Genomic DNA, 18529 nt, shown 5'->3' on the forward strand with positions numbered 1-18529 from the left:
TTTGATATCCTCCGTTATGTAACGGAGGATTTTTTTTATATTTGCAATTTGGTATAATATCAAGTAAGTAAGTTAATGGGGGGAAAATTGTGGAGAAATTATTGATTATTGACGATAGTAAATTTTGGCGATCTGTAAGTTCAGATTTTTTTAAGGATTATTTTGATGTGTTTACAGCAGATTCTGGACTTGATGGTATAAAAAAGGCGTTTGAAATTTTGCCGGATATTATCATTACAGATTACAACATGCCAGATATTAATGGTATATTTTTATCGTTGGTATTGAGAAAATATGAATCTTTTGAAAACTCTGGTATTTTTATTTTAACAAGTTCGGATGATAAAATTAATAATTTTTGGGCCCAAAAAAGTGGTGCAAATGGTTTTTATTCCAAAGCTATATTTAACAACAAAGAACAATTATCTTTTCTTGTTAATACTTTAAAAAATGGAGAGTTTTATACAAAAAAGATGCAAAATTATCAAACGATTACCCGTGATAAAATTTTTGAAATAGTAGAGAAAAGGTTAAAAGAAGAGATATATGAAAAAGAAATTCTAAATCTTTTAAAATACATTAGAGATGAAGAATACCTAATTCTAAGACTTAAAGATCTATTTAGCGAATTATTTTCATTTAACTCCTTTCTAACACTTATCCTATCAGAAAGTGAAGCAAGACTTTATAGCTTTAATACAAATATCTCAAAAAGTCATGCAAGAGTGCTGATGTTATCGTATTTTGAACGACCTACTATTCCAAATTCATGGAGTTTTTACGGTGATTTTAATGATAATAGTTTAAAGAAATTAAAGAATTTTGAAAAATATTTGGTTAGGTATGGTAATAAAGAACATGCTTTATTGTTGTTTGAAAATGCAAGTTATGAATTTAAGAATGTTTTGGAATTAATTGGTGAAAGCTTGGGAATTGTTTTTTCTACTATTAACAATTTTAAAGAATACCTTTTTGCTTCTCAATTTGATTCACTTACAGGATTGTACAACAAAAAGGTTTTGATGCATAAAATTGAGGAATATATTGAAAAATATGGTGAAAATACTGTTTTGGCTATTTTTGATATTGATAACTTTAAATCAATAAATGATACGTATGGACATGTTGTTGGAGATAAAGTTTTAAAAAAGTTATCTGAGATATTTTTGAAAAATACTTCTGAAGAAGAAATATGTGCAAGATATGGAGGAGAAGAATTTGTTATTTTATTCAATGATTTTGATAAAGCGTTAAATAACATAGAAAGTATATATGATGAAATTAACGAATATAATTGGAGTGAAGTGTTAAATGACAATAGAAAGATTACTATTAGTGGTGGAGTTGCAGTTTATCAATCTGGTTTGAAAATTACTGAATTTATTAATACTGCAGATGAACTGCTTTATAAAGCCAAAAGAAATGGAAAAAACAATTATTATGTTTTTGATAAATACGGGGAGGGAGTAGTATGAAAAAGCTGCTTTTTTTTCTTTTGATTATATTTTTTGTTATAGTTGCATATTTAGGGGGAGTAATATTGTTTGCAACTTTGTTTGATTATAGACCAGATAAGATTGAAGAAATTAGAGTGGAGAAAAATGTAAATAACTATTTAGATAAAGATGTTATAACTATTTTTAATTGGAATATTGGATATGCAGGTTTAGGGAAAGAGATGGATTTTTTCCTTGACGGAGGAAAAAATGCAGTTGTCCCAAAGAATTTAGTAAAAAGATACATTAATGGTGTTGTAAACGTATTAAAGAAATACAATTCTGATATATATTTGTTGCAAGAAATAGATGTAAATAGTAGAAGAACTAATTATATAAATGAACTAAGTTATTTAAAATCTATTGGAAAGTATAACATAGCGTTTGCATATAATTACAAAGTTTTATATGTTCCAGTACCATTTTTAAATCCTATGGGAAAGGTTTCAGCTGGGCTTGCTACATTTTCAAAATATGAAATTGATAAGGCGTTAAGGATATCATTGCCTGGAGAATATAGCTGGCCGACAAAGATTTTTCAATTAGATAGATGTGTATTGTTAACTAGGTTGAATAGAGGTAAAAAGGATTTGGTAATTTTAAATATTCATCCAAGTGCGTATGATACAGGTGTACTCAGAGAAAAACAACTTAGATTTATCATGAAAGTTGCTAGTGACGAGTACAAAAAGGGGAATTATGTCATTATTGGTGGAGACTGGAACAGTGAGTTTTTTGAAGATAACAAATTTACTTTTACAGAGAAAAAACCTTTTTCATATATAAAGTTACCAGATTTCTTTAATCTAGATGGATGGAGTTGGGGAGTGGCTAAAAATGCACCAACAAATAGATCTGTGAGTTTTCCATATAAGGAAGGCGAAAACTTTGTGACGGTAATTGATGGATTTTATGTGTCGCCTAATGTGGAAATTTTAGAAGTAAAGAACTTGGATTTAAATTTTGAATATTCCGATCACAATCCAGTGATTTTAAAAGTGAGATTAAAGTAGGAGGTAAATTATGAGATTAAAAAGAAGTGATTTTCCAAGATGGTTTGTTTTTGGAGTCGCTACTTCAGCATATCAAATTGAAGGAGCTGTAAATGAAGATGGAAGGGAACATTCGATTTGGGATGTTTTTTCTCATATTAATGGAAATATAAAAAACAACGAAAATGGTGATATAGCCTGTGATCATTACCATAGATTTGAAGAAGATATAAGTATTATATCTGAACTCGGGCTTGATTCATATAGATTTTCCATTGCTTGGCCAAGGGTGGTAAAAAAAGATGGAAAAAAGAATGAAAAAGGCTTAGATTTTTACAATAGGTTAGTTGATAGATTATTAGAAAAAGATATAATTCCATTCGTGACTTTATATCATTGGGATTTACCTTACTATCTATATGAAAAAGGTGGGTGGCTTAGTAATGATATAGCGTATTATTTTAGAGATTATGCGGCGTTAATATTTGAAGAATTAGGAGATAGGGTAAAATATTGGATTACATTAAACGAACCTTGGTGTTCATCACATCTTGGTTATTTTATGGGAATACATGCACCAGGTCATAAAAATTTAAATGAAGCTATTAAAGTTGCACATAATCTTTTGCGTTCGCATGGTTATGCTGTTGAAGCATTTAGAGAAATTGTCAAAGATGGTAAGATAGGTATTACAAACGTTGTAACAAAGGTAGAACCGGCAAATGAGAGAGAGGAAGATTATCAATTTGCACTTTTAGTTGATGAGTTAATAAATGGATGGTTTCATGATCCTATTGTATTTGGAAGATATCCAGAAAATGCAAAGGGATTTTTGAAAAGGTTTGGAATAAAAATATATGAAAATGATATGAAAATAATTTCAAATGATATAGACTTCTTTGGAGTAAATTACTATACGCGTCAATTGATTGAGTATTCACCGGAAAATCCTTTTATGTACAAACAAATAATTGGTAAACTTCCAAAAACGGAAATGAACTGGGAAATTTATCCACAAGGTTTATATGATATGTTGAAGAAACTGTATTTTAGGTATAAATTACCTCTTTATATAACGGAAAATGGAATGGCAGGACCGGACAAATTGGAAAATGAAATTGTAAACGATGACTATAGAATAGATTACTTGGAACAACATTTTAAAATGGCTTTAAAGGCAGTTAATGATGGAGTAGATTTAAGGGGATATTTTATATGGACTTTAATGGATAATTTTGAGTGGATTGAAGGTTATTCAAAAAGGTTTGGAATTATTTATACGGATTATAAAACTCAAAAGAGATATTTAAAAGAGAGTGCATTGTGGTTAAAAGAGTTTTTAAGTAATTAAAAAGATTAAGGAACATAAATATACTTCATGTTATCTTGAAGTCGAAATCTATTATATAAGTTTATTTATCCAGATTAAATAGTTTTAATTGATCTTTTTTGGCTTTTTCTTTTCTTGATTTAAACCTTTTTATTACGGAGACAAACGTTTTGTTTTCTTTGTCGAGGATTAAATCGTCAAAAATTTTGGAATCTTCAACATCTATAAATATAAATTTATCATCAACATATTTGGGTACATTAACAATATATTTTTGACCATATCCTTTCTTATTTTTTCGCGCTACTGGGATTATTGCATTTAAGTTTAATAGTGCTTTGAATGAAAGTTCTATTGTTCCATATTTTACTTGAAAATATTCTGCAAGTTCTCTATAGGAAATCCATGGGGTTATTTTTCTACCTGCCGCTATTGAAATGGAATACAAATATAAATATACTCTACCAGCATTTGCTGGCCTTACTTTCATGGAAAATTGCATTACAGGCATTGGTATGATTACGAATCGAGATTTTACTACCACAAAATCCCTCCTTTGTATCTATTATATCATATATTTATATGATATAATAAAATCAGGGGGTGGTTTTGTGAGAAAAATGATGATAATTTTTACTTTTATATTTTTTGTTGTTGCATTTGGAGAAGTTTCTGCGATTAGAAATAAACATGAAAAAGGTTTTTTTGTGGAATTCTCCTCTGTTGGATACGCACTAGATGATAGTGAATTATCATCACAACCACTTTTGGATATATTAGGAGCCTTTAATTTTAATTACAGACATTATTTGGGAGAGAATACTGTTTTGAGTTTCACAACGTACTTTATTGATCCACTGTTTATAGGAAGAGTATATATGCAAGAAGAAGTGAATTCGAATGAACAAGTGTATTTTTCATATTCTGAGAATTATATTTTTTCAAATTTCTTTTTTAAAGATTTTTCTTTTAAAACTTATTTTAATATCGTTTTACCTGGATTGATTACCAATCAAGGTTATGTTTTTGCATTGGTTCCAAAAGGGTTTATTGGTATTGGAAGATATATCATGGATAACATAGAGATATTTGGAACTATTGAATGTGGAACAATTTTTAATATATTTACTTCTAATCCGGATGAAGAAATGGATGAGTATGTTAGAAAATTGAGAGATGATTCGTTTTACTCGACATTAAAGTTGGGTTTGAATTGGTATTATGATAACTATTCAGGTATAGAGATTGGTTATAGATTTTTGTTATATGGGAAATCTAGTTATTTAAGTTTTATACAAGGTGTTTCTTTTACTGATTGGGTATATAATATTGTAAGTTTGTATTATCAGAGCAATAATCAAGAAACAATAATGATTCCATTTATTACCACGGATTACTATCTAACTTTTTCGACAAAATTTTGAGTTTTTAAAAAATCTATTCCTTTTTTAGTGATTATTCTTCTAAAAAGATACGAGGATTTATGACCAGATGGTATCAGTATTTTTTTTGCATTTGGAAAGAGATTGTATAAATCTTCAGATGCTTTTGATGGAATAATTTTGTCAAATAATCCTTTAAATACCAAAATTGGTTGTTCGATAAATTTAGCGTAAGAAATAGGATCATAATGGAAACACGTAGGTTTTAATTTGAAAATTTCATTGATAGTTTTTATTTTTTTGAGTTTATTAAAAGAATCCTTTCTAAGATTAACACACTTTACTTCATCAAAGCATCCCCATTCGTTGCTATACATTTTATAACTTGTTCTTACTTTTTCAAGGTATGGTGAATACCAATTTATCCAACGCCAATTTCCACCAGAAAAAGCAATTATTCCCGCTTTTATCCTTTTATCTAATGCCATGCTTAGGGTAGCAATCATTCCTCCAAAACTAAATCCCATAATGAAAAGGTTATCCGTATTGTCATTCTTTTCAATTACATCAATTGTTCTTCTTACATCTTTTACTGCTTGATGAAATCTTACAACACAGTGTGCAGGAGAGTGATGATAAAATGGTTCTCCACCTTCCCACTCTTTTTTTCCTCTGTTAAGGTGATATGGGAAAATCAAAAAGTATGATTCAAGTCCAAATTTTGAAAATTGTTTTGCATACCACATTAAGTATGGAATGTGGTTATTTCCGATTCCGTGTAATATGATTATTTTCCCCCATGGATTTTTTGAATGATATTGATAAACAAAAATCCTTTTTGATTCTGGAATATCAGGTTCATATGTTGTATCAAATGAAACGAGAGTATAATCTGAAAATTTTGCTTTTTTTAAATTCAAAGGAATATTTGGATCATATTCATATATGGTCATGTTGATCCTCCTTTTGCTGTTTCACTTAAATTATACAAAAAATATTTCATGTGTGTGTTAAAATTGAATGAAAGAAAAGCATTTACTTTAATATTTGTCAGTGGTTGTTTTTTGGATTATTATTTTTTGAATGATTAGAAAATAAAAAAGTAATATTATTAATTATGGGGTGATAATGTATGCAACTTGGAAATTATGTTTGCAAAGAGATAGAAAATCTTGTTCTTTGTAGGTCTTGTATGTTGCATCAGTTTAAAAAATTATTTCATGTGGTTACAACTAGACAAAATATGGAATTGGATTTTTCTTTGGGAAGCGATTCTTTTAGAATATTATCAAATATTTTGGGTATAGAACTAGATAGAATGTTTTTTGCAAAACAAGTCCATGGAAATGTTATAAAGTGTGTTGGAGAAAGAGATATAAAAAGAGGAGTAATTTACACTGCAGATGGACTTATAACTGATGAAAAGAGGATTTTTTTGGTTATGCGTTTTGCAGATTGTGTGCCAATTATTGCATATGATTCAGTAAAAAATGTTGTTGGAATTGCACATTCTGGATGGAAAGGCACACTAAAGGATATCCCCAAAAAGTTAATTTTAAGTATGGTTAAGAAATACAATAGTAATCCTAAAAATATATTTGTAAGTTTAGGTCCATCAATAGGTCCAGAAAGTTTCGAAGTTGGAATTGAAGTGAAAAATATGTTTAACAATAAATTTGGTGAAAAATATATAGATGTTAAAAATGGAAAGTTTTTTATAGATCTATGGGGCATAATCGAGAATGAATTGTTTAATATTGGCGTAAGAAATATTGAAATTTCAATGGTAGATACAATAAAATTTAATAAATATTTTTATTCATATAGAAAAGAAAAAACAAAAAAAAGATTTGCAGTAATTGTTGGATTGATTTGAAATATTTTTATTTGTAACTAATAGTCCTGATAATTTATCAAAATAACAAATATTAATATTGTTGATAATATTAGAAATATAATAGTATTTGTATTAATAAAGCTTTTAATGGATTGGCACTTGAAGCAATAAGATTGATATTTAAATACTTACCTGAATCCTATGAATTTGGAGGAAAAGCAGTAAAAGCCCGTGAAAAAATGGCATATGCATCTTGTATAGCTGATATGGCATTTGCAAATGCATTCCTTGGATTATGTCACTCAATGGCGCATAAATTAGGCTCGGCTTTCCATATTCCTCATGGACTTTCCAATGCATTACTTATATCTCATGTTATTAAATATAATGCAACAGATAAACCTTTAAAACAGACGGCATTCCCACAATATAAATATCCTATTGCAAAAGAAAGATATGCTAGAATAGCAGATTATCTAAACTTAAAAGGAAAAACTCAAGATGAAAAGGTAAAAAAATTAATAGAGGCTATTGAGGAATTAAAAGAAAAATTAAATATTCCAAAAGCCATAAAAGATCTTGGTATTTCTGAAGAAGAATTTTATGCAAGATTAGACCAGATAGCAGAATACGCATTTGACGATCAATGTACACCGGCTAATCCAAGATATCCATTAATTTCTGAGATTAAACAATTATACATTAACGCATACCATGGTAAGTTATAAATATATGAAAAGGAGGGAATACTATGGAAATAGAGATCTGTGTTGGAACAACTTGTCATCTTATGGGTTCATCAACATTAATAGAAGCTTTAAATGATCTTTCAAAAGATATTAAAGAATCTTTGGAACTTAAATATAGCCTTTGTTTTAATACTTGTTATGAGAAAATGAAACCACCAATAGTTAAAATAGACAATGAATTTTACCAAGATATGACTCCTGAAAAACTGAAGGATATAATATTAAATTTGGTAAAAAATAAAAAATAATACTCATAAAAATGTTTATAAAAGAAGGGTCTTTTTAAAGCCCCTTCTTTTATTTCTAATGTCAAGTAAAGTTGCTGCTGTTAATCTTAAAAGTACTCCTTTATTTGGAAGATCTCCTATGTCTTAAGGATAACCATAATTTTAAATTTTCTTTTACCAACTGTATAATTTATGTGGTATTGTGTTTATACGGTGTGTTAATATATTTTAATTAATAGGGGGATAGTAATGACCATATATGTAGATGGTTCTTATTCAGATACGTATAAAGTAGCAAGTTATGCTTTTTGTGTTGTTGAGAACGGGGAAATTATAGATGTTAGAAAAGGAACCAAGATGATAAAAGGAGGGAATTCAGTAGTGGCTGAACTGCTGGGCGTAGTAAGAGCTTTGAAATATTGTAAAACAAAAGGTATAACGAGTGTAACAATTGTTCATGATTATAATAAAATACCAATATTTGCGTCTTCTTGTATAAGAACAAGAAATGGAATAATTAATGATTATATAAGGAACTTGGTAACGTTGAAAAGACAATTGAATGTTTCTTTCAAAAAGGTTAAAGCACATTTAAATGATGAATTTAACAATATGGTTGATAAGTTATCACGAGGAAAATTGAATGATTACATAAAAAATGTATTTCCAAATATTCTAAAAAATAAATTAAAAAGATGAAAACCAAAAGACAATGTATAATTACATGCTTTAAGACCATATTTTGTTAATTGACAACATACTTATATAATTTTTTTATGTCTCAATATTTTTCTTTAAAGTTATAGAAAGTGTTCGAAAAGCAATGTTTATGGTTAAAAAGGAAGAAAAGAATACATTAAATAATAAAAATTTCCTTCAGCAATATTGCTGAAGGAGATAAATATAGAAAAAATCAATTAATCAACTAAGCGTTAGAAATTGCAAGGACTGTTACGATCCATATTGCCCATCCTAACCAACTTGAATTTGCTTTTAACATTTTCACTTCGTTTCTATATGTTTGTACATAAACGTCAAACAAATAGCTTTGATCTTTTGGAATCATTTCTTTTATTTGAATGAGTCTATTAGCTGGAACTTCTGGAGTGGCTATATAGTGATATAAAGGTGCCAATGGTCCAAAAAGTACTCCTCCAAAAAATGGCATGATTCTGTTAACATCTTCATTTGCGTGTTTTTTAGCTAAACTTTGAGCTTCAACAGCTGAAGTTATAGTATAAGCTTGAAGAACACCTACAATTAGAACTATAATCATCAAAATCCAGAGTTTTTTCATATCTTTAACCCCTTTCTAAGTTGTTTTAAACTTTCTGATAAATGTTTAAAAGGCTGCATTAGAATAAAATTAATCGTACCTTTCTCACCTCCCTGTAAAAATGTATCAATTGCTTTTCCATTTATATATAACGAAAAAACTTTTTCATTTCTGACAATTAATTTTCATGATTTCCTACATAAGAAAAAGCTCTTTTGCAGTTGTTCATGATGATGAGTGAATAAATGTCATTTCTGACACTTGTTATTTAAGATCCTTCACCCGCTTCGTTCCTCAGAATGACAAAAAGTGAGAAAAGTTTATATTTTTAAAACAGCTCCATAGTAGCTTGACGATGTTTAGTTTATGTGTTATGATTTCACGTAGTTGTTATATTTCTTCATAGTCAAGGGGGAAAGAGTATGAGAAAGAGTAAGTTTGTTTTCGGGACAATTTAATACAAAATAATGCGGCAACCAAAGTTGGGACAAAGATACTTGCACTTTTATTCGGATAAAGGTGTAAAGGTTTTGTATATAGGATTTTTGCACTTGATTTAGTGCAAATGTTGTATTAATAAATAGTCAATTTTAAAAAGCTCCGGGTTGCCGGAGCTTTTTTGTTGCAAATTTTAAAAAATGGAGGGATTTATGTGAAGGAATTTTACAAATACTTTTTCCTATTTCATAAAGTTCTTTCAAAGAAGCTTTTTTTGAAAAAATTTTTTATTGATGTTATTTATGTTTTGACAATGCTTCTATCATTTGTGCTCCCGATCTTTCTTGGAAGAATAGTGGATAACTTTAGAAATAAAAAAGCATTAGATGCGTTTTATGTATATGCGTTAATTTATATTGTAGTTTTCACATTGCAACAGATAACTCAAGTTATGCGAAGAGCCTTTTCTCTGGTAGAAGGACCGCGTTTTTTGTTTGAAAGATCAATATCAAGTGTAATAAAAAGAAAAAACGAAAATTTTGTTCCTGAAAAAGAAATGGATAAAATTTTTAGTTTTGAACATATTTTCGAATTCTTTTATGGTACGTTTTCAATGTATGTTTTTATCCTGCCAGTTATGATGATACTTACTGTTGGAATGATAATTTTTAATAGTTGGAAAGTTGGGGTTATAGCTTTAGTAGGTTTTTTTTGACAGGTATATCGAGTAATAAAAAAATGCACAAAGAAGAAAAAATTGCTGATCAAATGAGTAAAGCAGAATATAAGGTCTCAGAAGTGTTTTCAGATCTATATTCCGGGTATGAGGATATCAAGGCATATGAAACTTTTCCTTTAACCTTTAAATGGCTTTCAACTGCGTTGGATCGTTTAAAGAAGGCGTACGACTTATTTGGAAAAACTGAAATACTATTTGGTTTATCATACGAACTTGGAGTAATCTTAATAATGCCTCTTGTTATATTTTTATTGGGTTTTCAAGTTTTTTCTGGAAACCTTTCTGTAGGGAGAGCTATTATGCTTGTTATTTACATTGAAAGATTACAAAGTTATTCTAAAGTGTACATAGAAGATACAGATTATATTTCTTGGATAATTGCAAGAGCAAAAATAGCTTATGAAAAATATTTAAAGGAGGACGCATAATATGTTCGAAAAATTAGAATTTATAAATGTTTCTTTTGAATATGAGGGCAGAAAAATATTAGGCAACTTTAATTTAGAAATAACTCGTGGTGAAAAAGTGGCTATTGTAGGTTCAAGTGGAGAAGGGAAAACAACTTTTATAAGGCTCGTTTTAAAGTATATATCACCACATAAGGGAAAGATTTTAGTTAATGGAAAACCTTTATCCGAGTTTGAGGAATGGTATAAAATCCTTGGAGTTTTGAGTCAAAGAGCGCATATTTTTAATAGAACACTCAGAGACAATCTTCTTATTGCAAATCCAAATGTGACAGACAAAGAAATGTATAGAGCTCTTGAATTAGCCGGCTTGAAAAAGTTTATGCAAAATAGAGATCTTGACACAGTTCTTGGGAGTGATGGAAGTTATATTTCTGGCGGTGAGAGAACAAGAATAGCGCTTGCAAGATTATTACTCAGAGAACCAGAAATTGTTATTCTTGATGAGCCACTTGAGGGTGTTGATAAACTTGTTGAAAAAGAAGTTATAAATAATATCAGAGATTTTGTAAAGGACAAAACTTTGATTTTGATTTCACACAGGTTTAGTATTCTTTCATTGACAGATGAATTTGCTGTACTTGAAAATGGGAAAATTGTTGAAAGAGGAAAATATCATGAACATTCACAAGATAGTCTTTTAAAACGATTTTTTAAAGCTGAGCAAGAGTTGACTAAGAAATTTAGAAAGGGTGATAGTATATGAGAGAATTAATAAGATGGTTCTTTAAAATCCCTAAAAAATTAATGTTTATGATAATTTTAATGAATTTATTTGGGATTATATCGGGACTTATAGTCTCATATACTACTATTTTAAGCAAAGACATCATAAATTATGCTGTTTCCCAAAGTAATAGCTTTTTTTTAAAAGGTTTGTTGTTAATAATAGCAGTTTTGATAAGTCATATATTGATTATTCTTGATAAAGCTTTTGTTTCCTTCAATAAAGGAAGAGGGTTTAAGTACCTTGGTGAATATTGTTATGAAAGAATAATGAACAAAGATTTTACGGAGTTTTCTAAGAAACCACCTGCGTTTTACTCAGAAAATTCGTTGAGAACTATTGAAAATTTGTTGGAACCTTTTTCTAATTATGCTGATTTAGGTGGAATTGTTTTTATATTTAAAGTAATCTTTTATATGGTAACAATTTATACTTTAGATCGTATTTCAGGTTTGTTTATGATATTTTTTGGTATTTTAATTCTACTTTCTTTATGGGGGGCAAATGTTTATTATTACAAACATTCTAAAATCATCGAGGACAATTTTTTAGAGATCAAATCATATGTAGCAGATATGTTCAAGGGTATAGAGGAAATACAATTGTTTGAAGCATATAACTTTGAAATGGATCTTTATAAAAAGACAACCGATCCATTTTGGAAATATAAAAAGAGATTGTATTTTAACGATTTTATTCTTAGTTTTATGATTCGTGATTTGATCTCAATGGTATTTTATCTTTTTATTATATATCGCGGGGTAGTATTAAGTGATCCAGGAACATTTTATGCTCTTTTTAATTTATTTACATTAATAAGATATCAATTATTTACACTAATGGGTGTATGGGATATTGTTCGTACAGGAATTACTGCTGCAAGACAGCTTGAAGAAGTTGTTGGTTAATTGAATTGAAAAATAGCTAAAAAACGAAATTCAAGAAACCAAGGAAAGAGTAAGCTCTTTTGACTATGCTCAGGATGATAATACTGGTGAGTTAGAAGTTTTGCGAGTGTTGGAAGATTGGATAGATTAGATAGGTTAGTAAAAAGAAAAGATTCTTCGGTACTTTGCACCTAAGAATGACAAGAAAGAAGGAATATCATCCAAGATTCTTCGCGCATACGCGCTCAGAATGACAAAAGACACTAACTTTTCCAACACTCTCTTTTTAAAATCCTTATATTTTAAACAATGCAAAATGCAGAAAATATAAATATATAGCTTGAAAATTATTCACCAGTGTGATTTTCCAACAGTTTATAAGAACTCAATTTTTTCAAAAGAAGTATACATAGAAATGTTTAAATGCCAAAAAGAAAACCAGCGGATATGAAGACATAAGAATAATTGCCAGTTGAATCATATATCCAAGAACCTATTGTCGGTGATATTGCTCCTACACCAAAGGCTGTAAATATTAAGCCGTAATTAACCCCTAAATTTTTTGTTCCAAAATATTCTGCCGTTAAAACGGGGAAAAGTGCCAGGTTCACAGCAAATCCCCATCCTGTTATTGCGACCGCAATACATAAAGTGATAAAGTTTACAACGAAAATGGGAAATAAGAGTAGTATTATTACTCGGATTATATAAGTTACTATCATTACTTTTAAAATGCCAAACTTATCACTTAATAATACCGTCAATGGCCGGCCAAGACCATTAAAATCTGCTGTAATAACTAAGGTATTAATTGCAGAAGTTGGAAAGATAGGTTCTGAAGAGCCTTTTTCATATGAAAAGTTGTCACCTACACTTGCGATGTATAGAGCAAGAAATTTTGAAGAAGCAGTAGATAAAGCTGTTAAATTAGTGGAGTTTGGTGGAATGGGACATACATCTGTTTTGTATACAGATCAAATTAACAAGGATAGAATAGATTATTTTGGAAGTAAATTAAAAACAGGAAGGGTATTAATAAATATGCCATCTTCTCAAGGAGCCATAGGAGATGTGTATAACTTTAAATTAGAACCTTCTTTAACTCTAGGATGTGGTTCATGGGGTGGCAATTCCGTAAGTGAAAATGTTGGAGTTAAACATTTGTTGAACATTAAAACAATTGCAGAAAGGCGTGAAAACATGTTGTGGTTTAAAGTGCCTCCTAATTAATAGAAGCTTTAAATGATCTTCCAAAAGATATCAAAGAGTCTTTGGATCTTAAATATAATCTTTGTTTTAATACGTGTTATGAAAAAATGAAACCACCAATAGTTAAAATAGACAATGAATTTTACCAAGATATGACTCCTGAAAAACTGAAAGATATAATATTAAATTTGGTAAAAAATAAAAAGTAATACTCATAAAAATGTTTATAAAAGAAGGGGCTTTAAAAAGCCCCTTCTTTTATTTCTGACGTTACGTTAAGGATGATGTTCTTTGGATATATTTAGGATAACAATAGAATATGATTCTTAATTTAACATATGCCTTTTTGCCAAAAACTTACAAAAAAATTGTATCGAAAAAGTAATAAAAAGTAGTATAATAATGTTAGAAAGTGGAAAAAGAATGCAGTGTAAAGTAAATGTTGTAAAAATAAAAAACTGTATCTTAGTCTGTTTCAAAAATAGAAAGAAGAGGGCATAATCTTTTCTGTCATTCTGAGAGGCTCCTTCCTTTTTGTCATTCTGAGGAGCGTTATCGACAAAGAATCTTATTTTTTTCACTAACCTTCTGTAAATGGTAAAATAAAAATGGCCAAGAAGAGGAAAATAAAAATGCACAAAAATGTACATAAATGGTATCCTTCCAAAGGAAGGGGGAATACCAAAAATGGAAAAAGTCAAACAACATTTGGAAATGTTAAGGGGATGGATTTGAGATCGAACTTTTCTGAATTAGCCAGGATATACAGGATAGACAGAAGGACAGTAAAGAAATATTAGGAAGGATATCAAGGTAAGCTTAAAAAAGAAATAGTTTCCATAAGACTTTTGAAGAGGATTTTTAATCAAATTTTTGGATATGAAGGCGAGAAAAATATGTTACAAGCAAAAGATGAACTTTTACAAAAACGACGTGAGGTATTACAACTGAACTTTGTGGACATTTCTAATAAAGAATGGCTTTATATGATTAGAAAGAATATTTAGTTATGCTTATAGAGAAGTATCGTGAAATACTTTTAAGCATAAAATTTTATTGACAAAATGATATAAACTAATCGATTTGGATCGATCTGGTATGATTTGTTCAAGAAAATTGCTAAAAAGAATTAAAACTTTATTTTAAATAATCTATCAGATAATTTTTTCTATACTATAATTATGATATAATTCTAATTGTGGTATCATTCTAAACTTGTAAAATAAATTTTCAAAAGAGGAGGTTGTAAAATAACAAACTCAGAAATTAATTATTTTTTAGTTTCTATTTCAAATAGGGAAAATCTTGAATTATGTAAGAAATATACTTTGGCGGGGTTTACAAATAGTATTAACGGATTTTGGACATATTCTGATATAAGCATAGGAGACTATATCTCTTTTCTTTATGGTGCTAGAATAAAAGATTTGTATCGTGTTACTAAAAAAGTAGCTTATAAAAACGCAGAAAACTTGCCTCCTTGGCCTTCAATAAAATTTAGAAATTCAGGTAATACGTATTATTTTCCTTTCAGATTGCATTTAGAAAAAGTAAGAGATTTGGATGAACCGTTAGTAAAAGCCGAATTTGCATATGTGGCTGAAAATCTGTTACTAAGAGGTGGATATAAAAAAACTCACTTTCAAGCAGATTTAACGACACTTCATAATGTTTCTACTATGGGAAGAATGAATAAAATAGTTCCAGAGCCATTAGAAATACTTTCTGAAACATTTACACCAAAAATAGTTTTTAATAAAAAAACTAAGAAAATTCCTTTTGAATTTCCTTTCCATGAATTTATTCTTCAATCATTAGTGCGTAAAAAAATAAAAGATTTCTTGTTAAAAGAAGTATTAGAAAATTTTAGTAAGAATCTCTCAGTAGATGATTTTGAAGTTCTTGGGGAAAAGGCTCTACCTGAAGGATTTGTTGACATTTTTATAAAATTGAAATACCCAATAGCAACGAATAGATATGTGTTAGTAGAAATTAAGACAAAAAGAGCAAATACAAATGACATAGAACAGTTGCATAATTACTTAAAACAAATTGGAAAAGAAGTAATTGGAGGTGTTTTAATTGCTAAAGATTTTCCAAAAGCAAAGATTCTTAAAAGTGATATTATGTATGTAAAATATTGTTTTAAAAATCTAGATGTTAATAATGCATATTCGTTCGAGGAACTCTTGAAAATGTTGAGCTTTACGATCATTTAAAGTTAGTTAACTTAAAATGTTAAGATTTAATGGTCTTAAATTAAAATATAATAGTTAAAAATATAAGTTTTAAAAGATTTTTCGAGATGTTCGATAAAATTTATTTTAAGTTTGAAAAGTTATGATGATATAAAAAATAGAAATGTTGGTTGCTTAGTCTTTTTTAGCACATCTCCTCATTGTAAAATCTTAAAACTGAACAATATATGTTGTATCATAGTAGCTAGTGTAATATATAGAGAAATAATTTGAGTAAAGTAGGGTTAACGATATAAATCTTGTTGGGTATTAGAAAATATTTGGAAAGAGATATTTCTTGTTACTCTGTTTTGGGATTCATGTTTTTTTTACGGTATTGACAGAATATACTTTAACATTGATATAATCTATATCCAAAAACAATTTTTTTCGAAATAGCTCTTTTGGCAAGAGAATCAGCCCATTCATTGTATTCAACTCTTGAGTGAGCTTTAACCTTTTTAAAATAAATATTCATATATTGCTTGAAATAATTAATACTTTTAAGATAATACAATGAAATCTCAGAATATGGTTTCATTTTGCCTATAGCTAGTTTTTCTATAGGTAGAAAGTCATAAGCTATTGTAACTTCAGTTATATTTCGTGACAAAGCCCATTCAAGTGCTTTTATAACCGATGTAAATTCTCCATATGTTGAATTTAGAGATGTATTTCCTCGAACTATCCCTTTTTTTACTTTTAAAATAGTTTTTCCTCTTAATGCTACAAATCCCCATCCAGCTATATCAGGTATTTCACAATTCCATGAACCATCTACATAAATTGTTACCAAAGTATCTCCCCTCTTCAAATTGTTTTTTTACACCTAAAATGGTTCATTGTATAAGGTATTTCTTCTGCCAATTTTTGAGCCCACTTTATCCATGGTTAATAAATATTCAATATAATTTTTTTCCGGTAAAATTAAGTAATAACCATTGTTTGAACTTAATCTATACCCAGGTTTTGGGGCAAAAAATGCTTGACACTTTCCACAAGTAAAAATTCTTGGAATTAATATTTTTCCATCTTCTGTTTCAATTTCAAAGTCGTTATGAAAAACTGTTTTGAATAATTGATTGCCACATATTGGACATACATATGAAGAAATATAAAAATTTTTAGTTGGATACGTAAAATAATATTTTTGTCTCAATTCAGTTTCTGTCATAAAAGCTGCGAATGCGGGATAATCATGAGTAAATTTATAGATATTTCTATTGAAAACTACTTTCATTTTTTCCCTCCTTAACAAATATTATTTTTTAAATGATATTTTTACTTATATTTTTTCATTTTTTCTTGAAAAAATAGCAGCTAGAATTGAATTTCCTAAAAACAAACTTTTATGAAATCCCATGGTGTGTCCTCTAATACCAGAATACGGTTTTATTGTTTTTTGAAATAAACCTGCATCTTTCAATAAATGAAAGGATAATCCTAGCCATGCACCATTTATAAACTCTTCTTCTTTTAAGGAAATTTCGTAAATTGTCCTTAAAACCATATTTTCTTTATTCCATGTAGTTTTTTGAACTAATTTGAACAAAAATCTTGCCATAAATTCCAAAAGAAATAATCCAATAATGGTATGTGTTATTATGTTTCTGTGGTTTTTTATTCCAGTCTTTAAATCTAAATCAGGAATTCCTCCTTCAAAATCTATTCCACCACCTACTAACAATGCGGTGAGAAAATAAATTGTTAAATTTGCTATTTTTTCTTTCTTTTTTTTCAAACTCAATTTTTTAAAATTATTGTACTTTTTATACACAAATTTTTTAGAATTTAAAATCACATCACTAAATGAAATTTTTCCAGTTAGTAGCCTAAACACAAATTTTGTGGTTAGAAAGCTTACTTTTGTTATATCTTTTAAGAAGTATTTAAATGAAACTATCTTATGATTAATTGTTGATTTCAATGCCTGTTTGAATGATTCTTCAACTATTTCCATAAAATCTTTTTTTGGTAATGATTTTATTAAAACATTGATTTCCATAATATCGCTATTTGTCATATATCATTCCTCCTTTCTATCCGTATTAATATACGTTTTGTGTTGATAAAATCTGACAAATAGTATAAAATGAATCATGTCTAATACTAAAAATTCAATTAACATGTTTTCTAAAAAATAAATCTTTAATACAATCAACTTCTTGTGGAATTTGTATATTTTTTTCATAATTTTTTACAATATTTTTGATTGTTGCCAAACTTACATATTCAGGAGCAATTACTTTAATTAAACGTTTAAGTTTCACAAACAAAATATTCATAAAGCATAGCATTTCTTGGATTTAAATAAAAATGAACATAATCATGTAATACTTTTTACTTCCTTGCTTTTGAACTTTTTCATCTGCGTAATCGTTTTTAATAATCCATTTTTTATTGCTAAATTTCTAGAAAATATCTTATTTAAAAAAGGCGAAATCGCTGGATATTTAGAGTGATCAAAATGGAATTAAAGTAGATGAAAGATTTAAAAATGTAAATGGTAAAATACAAATGGCCAAAAAGAGGAAAA

At 28.5% G+C, this 18529-nt stretch carries 25 protein-coding genes and 1 pseudogene; 17 read left to right on the top strand and 9 right to left on the bottom strand.

Features of this window, described 5'->3' with window-relative positions:
* The first annotated feature begins 89 nt into the window (after positions 1 to 89).
* From XJ44_RS08845 to XJ44_RS08855, 3 genes are read left to right on the top strand one after another with little or no spacing between them, the layout of a single operon-like run.
* The gene (locus tag XJ44_RS08845) at positions 90 to 1475 is read left to right on the top strand and encodes a GGDEF domain-containing response regulator (RefSeq protein ID WP_077198778.1); all 1386 of its coding nucleotides are present in this window, start codon (positions 90 to 92) and stop codon (positions 1473 to 1475) included.
* Positions 1472 to 2509: an endonuclease/exonuclease/phosphatase family protein gene (locus tag XJ44_RS08850; RefSeq protein ID WP_077198779.1), complete on the top strand. Its 1038-nt coding sequence runs from the start codon at positions 1472 to 1474 to the stop codon at positions 2507 to 2509. The genes XJ44_RS08845 and XJ44_RS08850 overlap by 4 nt, the downstream gene beginning before the upstream one ends.
* Before the next feature lie 10 nt (positions 2510 to 2519).
* Entirely contained in the window at positions 2520 to 3839 is a 1320-nt protein-coding gene (locus XJ44_RS08855; RefSeq protein ID WP_077198780.1) for a GH1 family beta-glucosidase, read from the top strand.
* Between the two features lie 61 nt (positions 3840 to 3900).
* On the opposite strand, the gene XJ44_RS08860 is transcribed toward XJ44_RS08855, so the two are convergent.
* A complete protein-coding gene (locus XJ44_RS08860; protein WP_075666613.1) occupies positions 3901 to 4362 on the bottom strand; it encodes a hypothetical protein in 462 nt (153 codons plus the stop codon).
* 67 nt (positions 4363 to 4429) lie between these two features.
* On the opposite strand from XJ44_RS08860, the gene XJ44_RS08865 reads away from it, so the two are divergent.
* Positions 4430 to 5242: a hypothetical protein gene (locus XJ44_RS08865; RefSeq protein ID WP_233119550.1), complete on the top strand. Its 813-nt coding sequence runs from the start codon at positions 4430 to 4432 to the stop codon at positions 5240 to 5242.
* Here XJ44_RS08865 and XJ44_RS08870 read toward each other — a convergent pair.
* A complete protein-coding gene (locus XJ44_RS08870) occupies positions 5215 to 6153 on the bottom strand; it encodes a serine aminopeptidase domain-containing protein (protein ID WP_084758794.1) in 939 nt (312 codons plus the stop codon). The two genes, XJ44_RS08865 and XJ44_RS08870, sit on opposite strands and share 28 nt — an antisense overlap.
* Before the next feature lie 179 nt (positions 6154 to 6332).
* Between XJ44_RS08870 and pgeF the strand changes: the two genes are divergently transcribed.
* From pgeF to XJ44_RS08890, 4 genes are all read left to right on the top strand, one after another.
* Positions 6333 to 7076 (top strand): peptidoglycan editing factor PgeF, encoded by a 744-nt coding sequence (pgeF, locus tag XJ44_RS08875; RefSeq protein ID WP_077198781.1) that lies wholly within the window; start codon positions 6333 to 6335, stop codon positions 7074 to 7076.
* 92 nt (positions 7077 to 7168) lie between these two features.
* Positions 7169 to 7765: a bifunctional acetaldehyde-CoA/alcohol dehydrogenase gene (locus XJ44_RS08880; protein ID WP_269844029.1), complete on the top strand. Its 597-nt coding sequence runs from the start codon at positions 7169 to 7171 to the stop codon at positions 7763 to 7765.
* A gap of 23 nt (positions 7766 to 7788) precedes the next feature.
* On the top strand, positions 7789 to 8034 hold the full coding sequence (locus XJ44_RS08885) for an NAD(P)H-dependent oxidoreductase subunit E (protein ID WP_077198782.1): 246 nt from the start codon (positions 7789 to 7791) through the stop codon (positions 8032 to 8034).
* Positions 8035 to 8262: 228 nt separating this feature from the next.
* Positions 8263 to 8712, top strand: a complete 450-nt coding sequence (locus tag XJ44_RS08890; protein WP_077198783.1) for an RNase H family protein — start codon at positions 8263 to 8265, stop codon at positions 8710 to 8712.
* Between the two features lie 226 nt (positions 8713 to 8938).
* Here XJ44_RS08890 and XJ44_RS08895 read toward each other — a convergent pair whose 3' ends face one another.
* Positions 8939 to 9310, bottom strand: coding sequence for a hypothetical protein (locus XJ44_RS08895; protein ID WP_077198784.1), 372 nt, complete (start codon positions 9308 to 9310; stop codon positions 8939 to 8941).
* Between the two features lie 631 nt (positions 9311 to 9941).
* Here XJ44_RS08895 and XJ44_RS09410 point away from each other — a divergent pair.
* The 4 genes from XJ44_RS09410 to XJ44_RS08915 are packed head-to-tail and all read left to right on the top strand — an operon-like array spanning position 9942 to position 12568.
* Positions 9942 to 10442, top strand: a complete 501-nt coding sequence (locus XJ44_RS09410) for an ABC transporter ATP-binding protein (RefSeq protein WP_077198785.1) — start codon at positions 9942 to 9944, stop codon at positions 10440 to 10442.
* 23 nt (positions 10443 to 10465) lie between these two features.
* Positions 10466 to 10894 carry a hypothetical protein gene (locus XJ44_RS09415; protein WP_233119551.1) on the top strand — a complete coding sequence of 143 codons (429 nt, stop codon included), beginning with the start codon at positions 10466 to 10468 and terminating at the stop codon, positions 10892 to 10894.
* Between the two features lies 1 nt (position 10895).
* The gene (locus XJ44_RS08910; RefSeq protein WP_077198787.1) at positions 10896 to 11639 is read left to right on the top strand and encodes an ATP-binding cassette domain-containing protein; all 744 of its coding nucleotides are present in this window, start codon (positions 10896 to 10898) and stop codon (positions 11637 to 11639) included.
* Positions 11636 to 12568 (top strand): ABC transporter ATP-binding protein, encoded by a 933-nt coding sequence (locus tag XJ44_RS08915; protein WP_077198788.1) that lies wholly within the window; start codon positions 11636 to 11638, stop codon positions 12566 to 12568. The genes XJ44_RS08910 and XJ44_RS08915 overlap by 4 nt, the downstream gene beginning before the upstream one ends.
* 398 nt (positions 12569 to 12966) lie before the next feature.
* Here XJ44_RS08915 and XJ44_RS08920 read toward each other — a convergent pair whose 3' ends face one another.
* Positions 12967 to 13311 carry an MFS transporter gene (locus tag XJ44_RS08920; protein ID WP_077198789.1) on the bottom strand — a complete coding sequence of 115 codons (345 nt, stop codon included), beginning with the start codon at positions 13309 to 13311 and terminating at the stop codon, positions 12967 to 12969.
* Between XJ44_RS08920 and XJ44_RS09480 the strand changes: the two genes are divergently transcribed.
* The 5 genes from XJ44_RS09480 to XJ44_RS08935 all read left to right on the top strand — a co-directional run bounded on the left by XJ44_RS09480 (position 13280) and on the right by XJ44_RS08935 (position 15975).
* Positions 13280 to 13777: a hypothetical protein gene (locus tag XJ44_RS09480; protein ID WP_075666621.1), complete on the top strand. Its 498-nt coding sequence runs from the start codon at positions 13280 to 13282 to the stop codon at positions 13775 to 13777. The genes XJ44_RS08920 and XJ44_RS09480 overlap by 32 nt on opposite strands.
* An 86-nt stretch (positions 13778 to 13863) precedes the next feature.
* A complete protein-coding gene (locus XJ44_RS09420; protein WP_233119552.1) occupies positions 13864 to 13965 on the top strand; it encodes an NAD(P)H-dependent oxidoreductase subunit E in 102 nt (33 codons plus the stop codon).
* A 399-nt stretch (positions 13966 to 14364) separates the two neighbouring features.
* Positions 14365 to 14556: a hypothetical protein gene (locus XJ44_RS09285; RefSeq protein ID WP_158071840.1), complete on the top strand. Its 192-nt coding sequence runs from the start codon at positions 14365 to 14367 to the stop codon at positions 14554 to 14556.
* Between the two features lie 48 nt (positions 14557 to 14604).
* Positions 14605 to 14763, top strand: a complete 159-nt coding sequence (locus tag XJ44_RS09290) for a hypothetical protein (protein WP_158071841.1) — start codon at positions 14605 to 14607, stop codon at positions 14761 to 14763.
* 321 nt (positions 14764 to 15084) lie between these two features.
* Entirely contained in the window at positions 15085 to 15975 is an 891-nt protein-coding gene (locus XJ44_RS08935) for an endonuclease NucS domain-containing protein (protein WP_198927389.1), read from the top strand.
* Between the two features lie 370 nt (positions 15976 to 16345).
* On the opposite strand, the gene XJ44_RS08940 is transcribed toward XJ44_RS08935, so the two are convergent.
* The 5 genes and pseudogenes from XJ44_RS08940 to XJ44_RS09525 all read right to left on the bottom strand — a co-directional run.
* Positions 16346 to 16789 (bottom strand): RNase H family protein, encoded by a 444-nt coding sequence (locus tag XJ44_RS08940; protein ID WP_075666623.1) that lies wholly within the window; start codon positions 16787 to 16789, stop codon positions 16346 to 16348.
* Between the two features lie 33 nt (positions 16790 to 16822).
* Entirely contained in the window at positions 16823 to 17233 is a 411-nt protein-coding gene (locus XJ44_RS08945; RefSeq protein ID WP_077198791.1) for a hypothetical protein, read from the bottom strand.
* A gap of 45 nt (positions 17234 to 17278) precedes the next feature.
* Positions 17279 to 18016: a hypothetical protein gene (locus XJ44_RS08950; RefSeq protein ID WP_077198792.1), complete on the bottom strand. Its 738-nt coding sequence runs from the start codon at positions 18014 to 18016 to the stop codon at positions 17279 to 17281.
* Between the two features lie 3 nt (positions 18017 to 18019).
* Complete coding sequence (locus tag XJ44_RS09295) at positions 18020 to 18184, bottom strand: hypothetical protein (protein ID WP_158071842.1); 165 nt, start codon at positions 18182 to 18184, stop codon at positions 18020 to 18022.
* A 68-nt stretch (positions 18185 to 18252) separates the two neighbouring features.
* A pseudogene (locus XJ44_RS09525) lies at positions 18253 to 18327 on the bottom strand (DarT ssDNA thymidine ADP-ribosyltransferase family protein); the annotation flags it as partial.
* Positions 18328 to 18529: the final 202 nt, after the last annotated feature.

This window comes from Thermosipho affectus, assembly GCF_001990485.1.
GTDB classification, from domain to species: Bacteria; Thermotogota; Thermotogae; order Thermotogales; family Fervidobacteriaceae; genus Thermosipho; species Thermosipho affectus.

Coding starts and splice junctions, on each gene's coding strand:
- XJ44_RS08850 (WP_077198779.1), top strand. CDS start 1,472: ATGAAAAAGCTGCTTTTTTTTCTTTTGATTATATTTTTTGTTATAGTT.
- XJ44_RS08855 (WP_077198780.1), top strand. CDS start 2,520: ATGAGATTAAAAAGAAGTGATTTTCCAAGATGGTTTGTTTTTGGAGTC.
- XJ44_RS08870 (WP_084758794.1), bottom strand. CDS start 6,153: ATGACCATATATGAATATGATCCAAATATTCCTTTGAATTTAAAAAAA.
- pgeF (WP_077198781.1), top strand. CDS start 6,333: ATGCAACTTGGAAATTATGTTTGCAAAGAGATAGAAAATCTTGTTCTT.
- XJ44_RS08885 (WP_077198782.1), top strand. CDS start 7,789: ATGGAAATAGAGATCTGTGTTGGAACAACTTGTCATCTTATGGGTTCA.
- XJ44_RS08890 (WP_077198783.1), top strand. CDS start 8,263: ATGACCATATATGTAGATGGTTCTTATTCAGATACGTATAAAGTAGCA.
- XJ44_RS08895 (WP_077198784.1), bottom strand. CDS start 9,310: ATGAAAAAACTCTGGATTTTGATGATTATAGTTCTAATTGTAGGTGTT.
- XJ44_RS09415 (WP_233119551.1), top strand. CDS start 10,466: ATGCACAAAGAAGAAAAAATTGCTGATCAAATGAGTAAAGCAGAATAT.
- XJ44_RS08910 (WP_077198787.1), top strand. CDS start 10,896: ATGTTCGAAAAATTAGAATTTATAAATGTTTCTTTTGAATATGAGGGC.
- XJ44_RS08915 (WP_077198788.1), top strand. CDS start 11,636: ATGAGAGAATTAATAAGATGGTTCTTTAAAATCCCTAAAAAATTAATG.
- XJ44_RS09480 (WP_075666621.1), top strand. CDS start 13,280: ATGCCAAACTTATCACTTAATAATACCGTCAATGGCCGGCCAAGACCA.
- XJ44_RS09420 (WP_233119552.1), top strand. CDS start 13,864: ATGAAACCACCAATAGTTAAAATAGACAATGAATTTTACCAAGATATG.
- XJ44_RS09285 (WP_158071840.1), top strand. CDS start 14,365: ATGGCCAAGAAGAGGAAAATAAAAATGCACAAAAATGTACATAAATGG.
- XJ44_RS08945 (WP_077198791.1), bottom strand. CDS start 17,233: ATGAAAGTAGTTTTCAATAGAAATATCTATAAATTTACTCATGATTAT.
- XJ44_RS08950 (WP_077198792.1), bottom strand. CDS start 18,016: ATGACAAATAGCGATATTATGGAAATCAATGTTTTAATAAAATCATTA.
- XJ44_RS09295 (WP_158071842.1), bottom strand. CDS start 18,184: ATGAAAAAAATATACAAATTCCACAAGAAGTTGATTGTATTAAAGATT.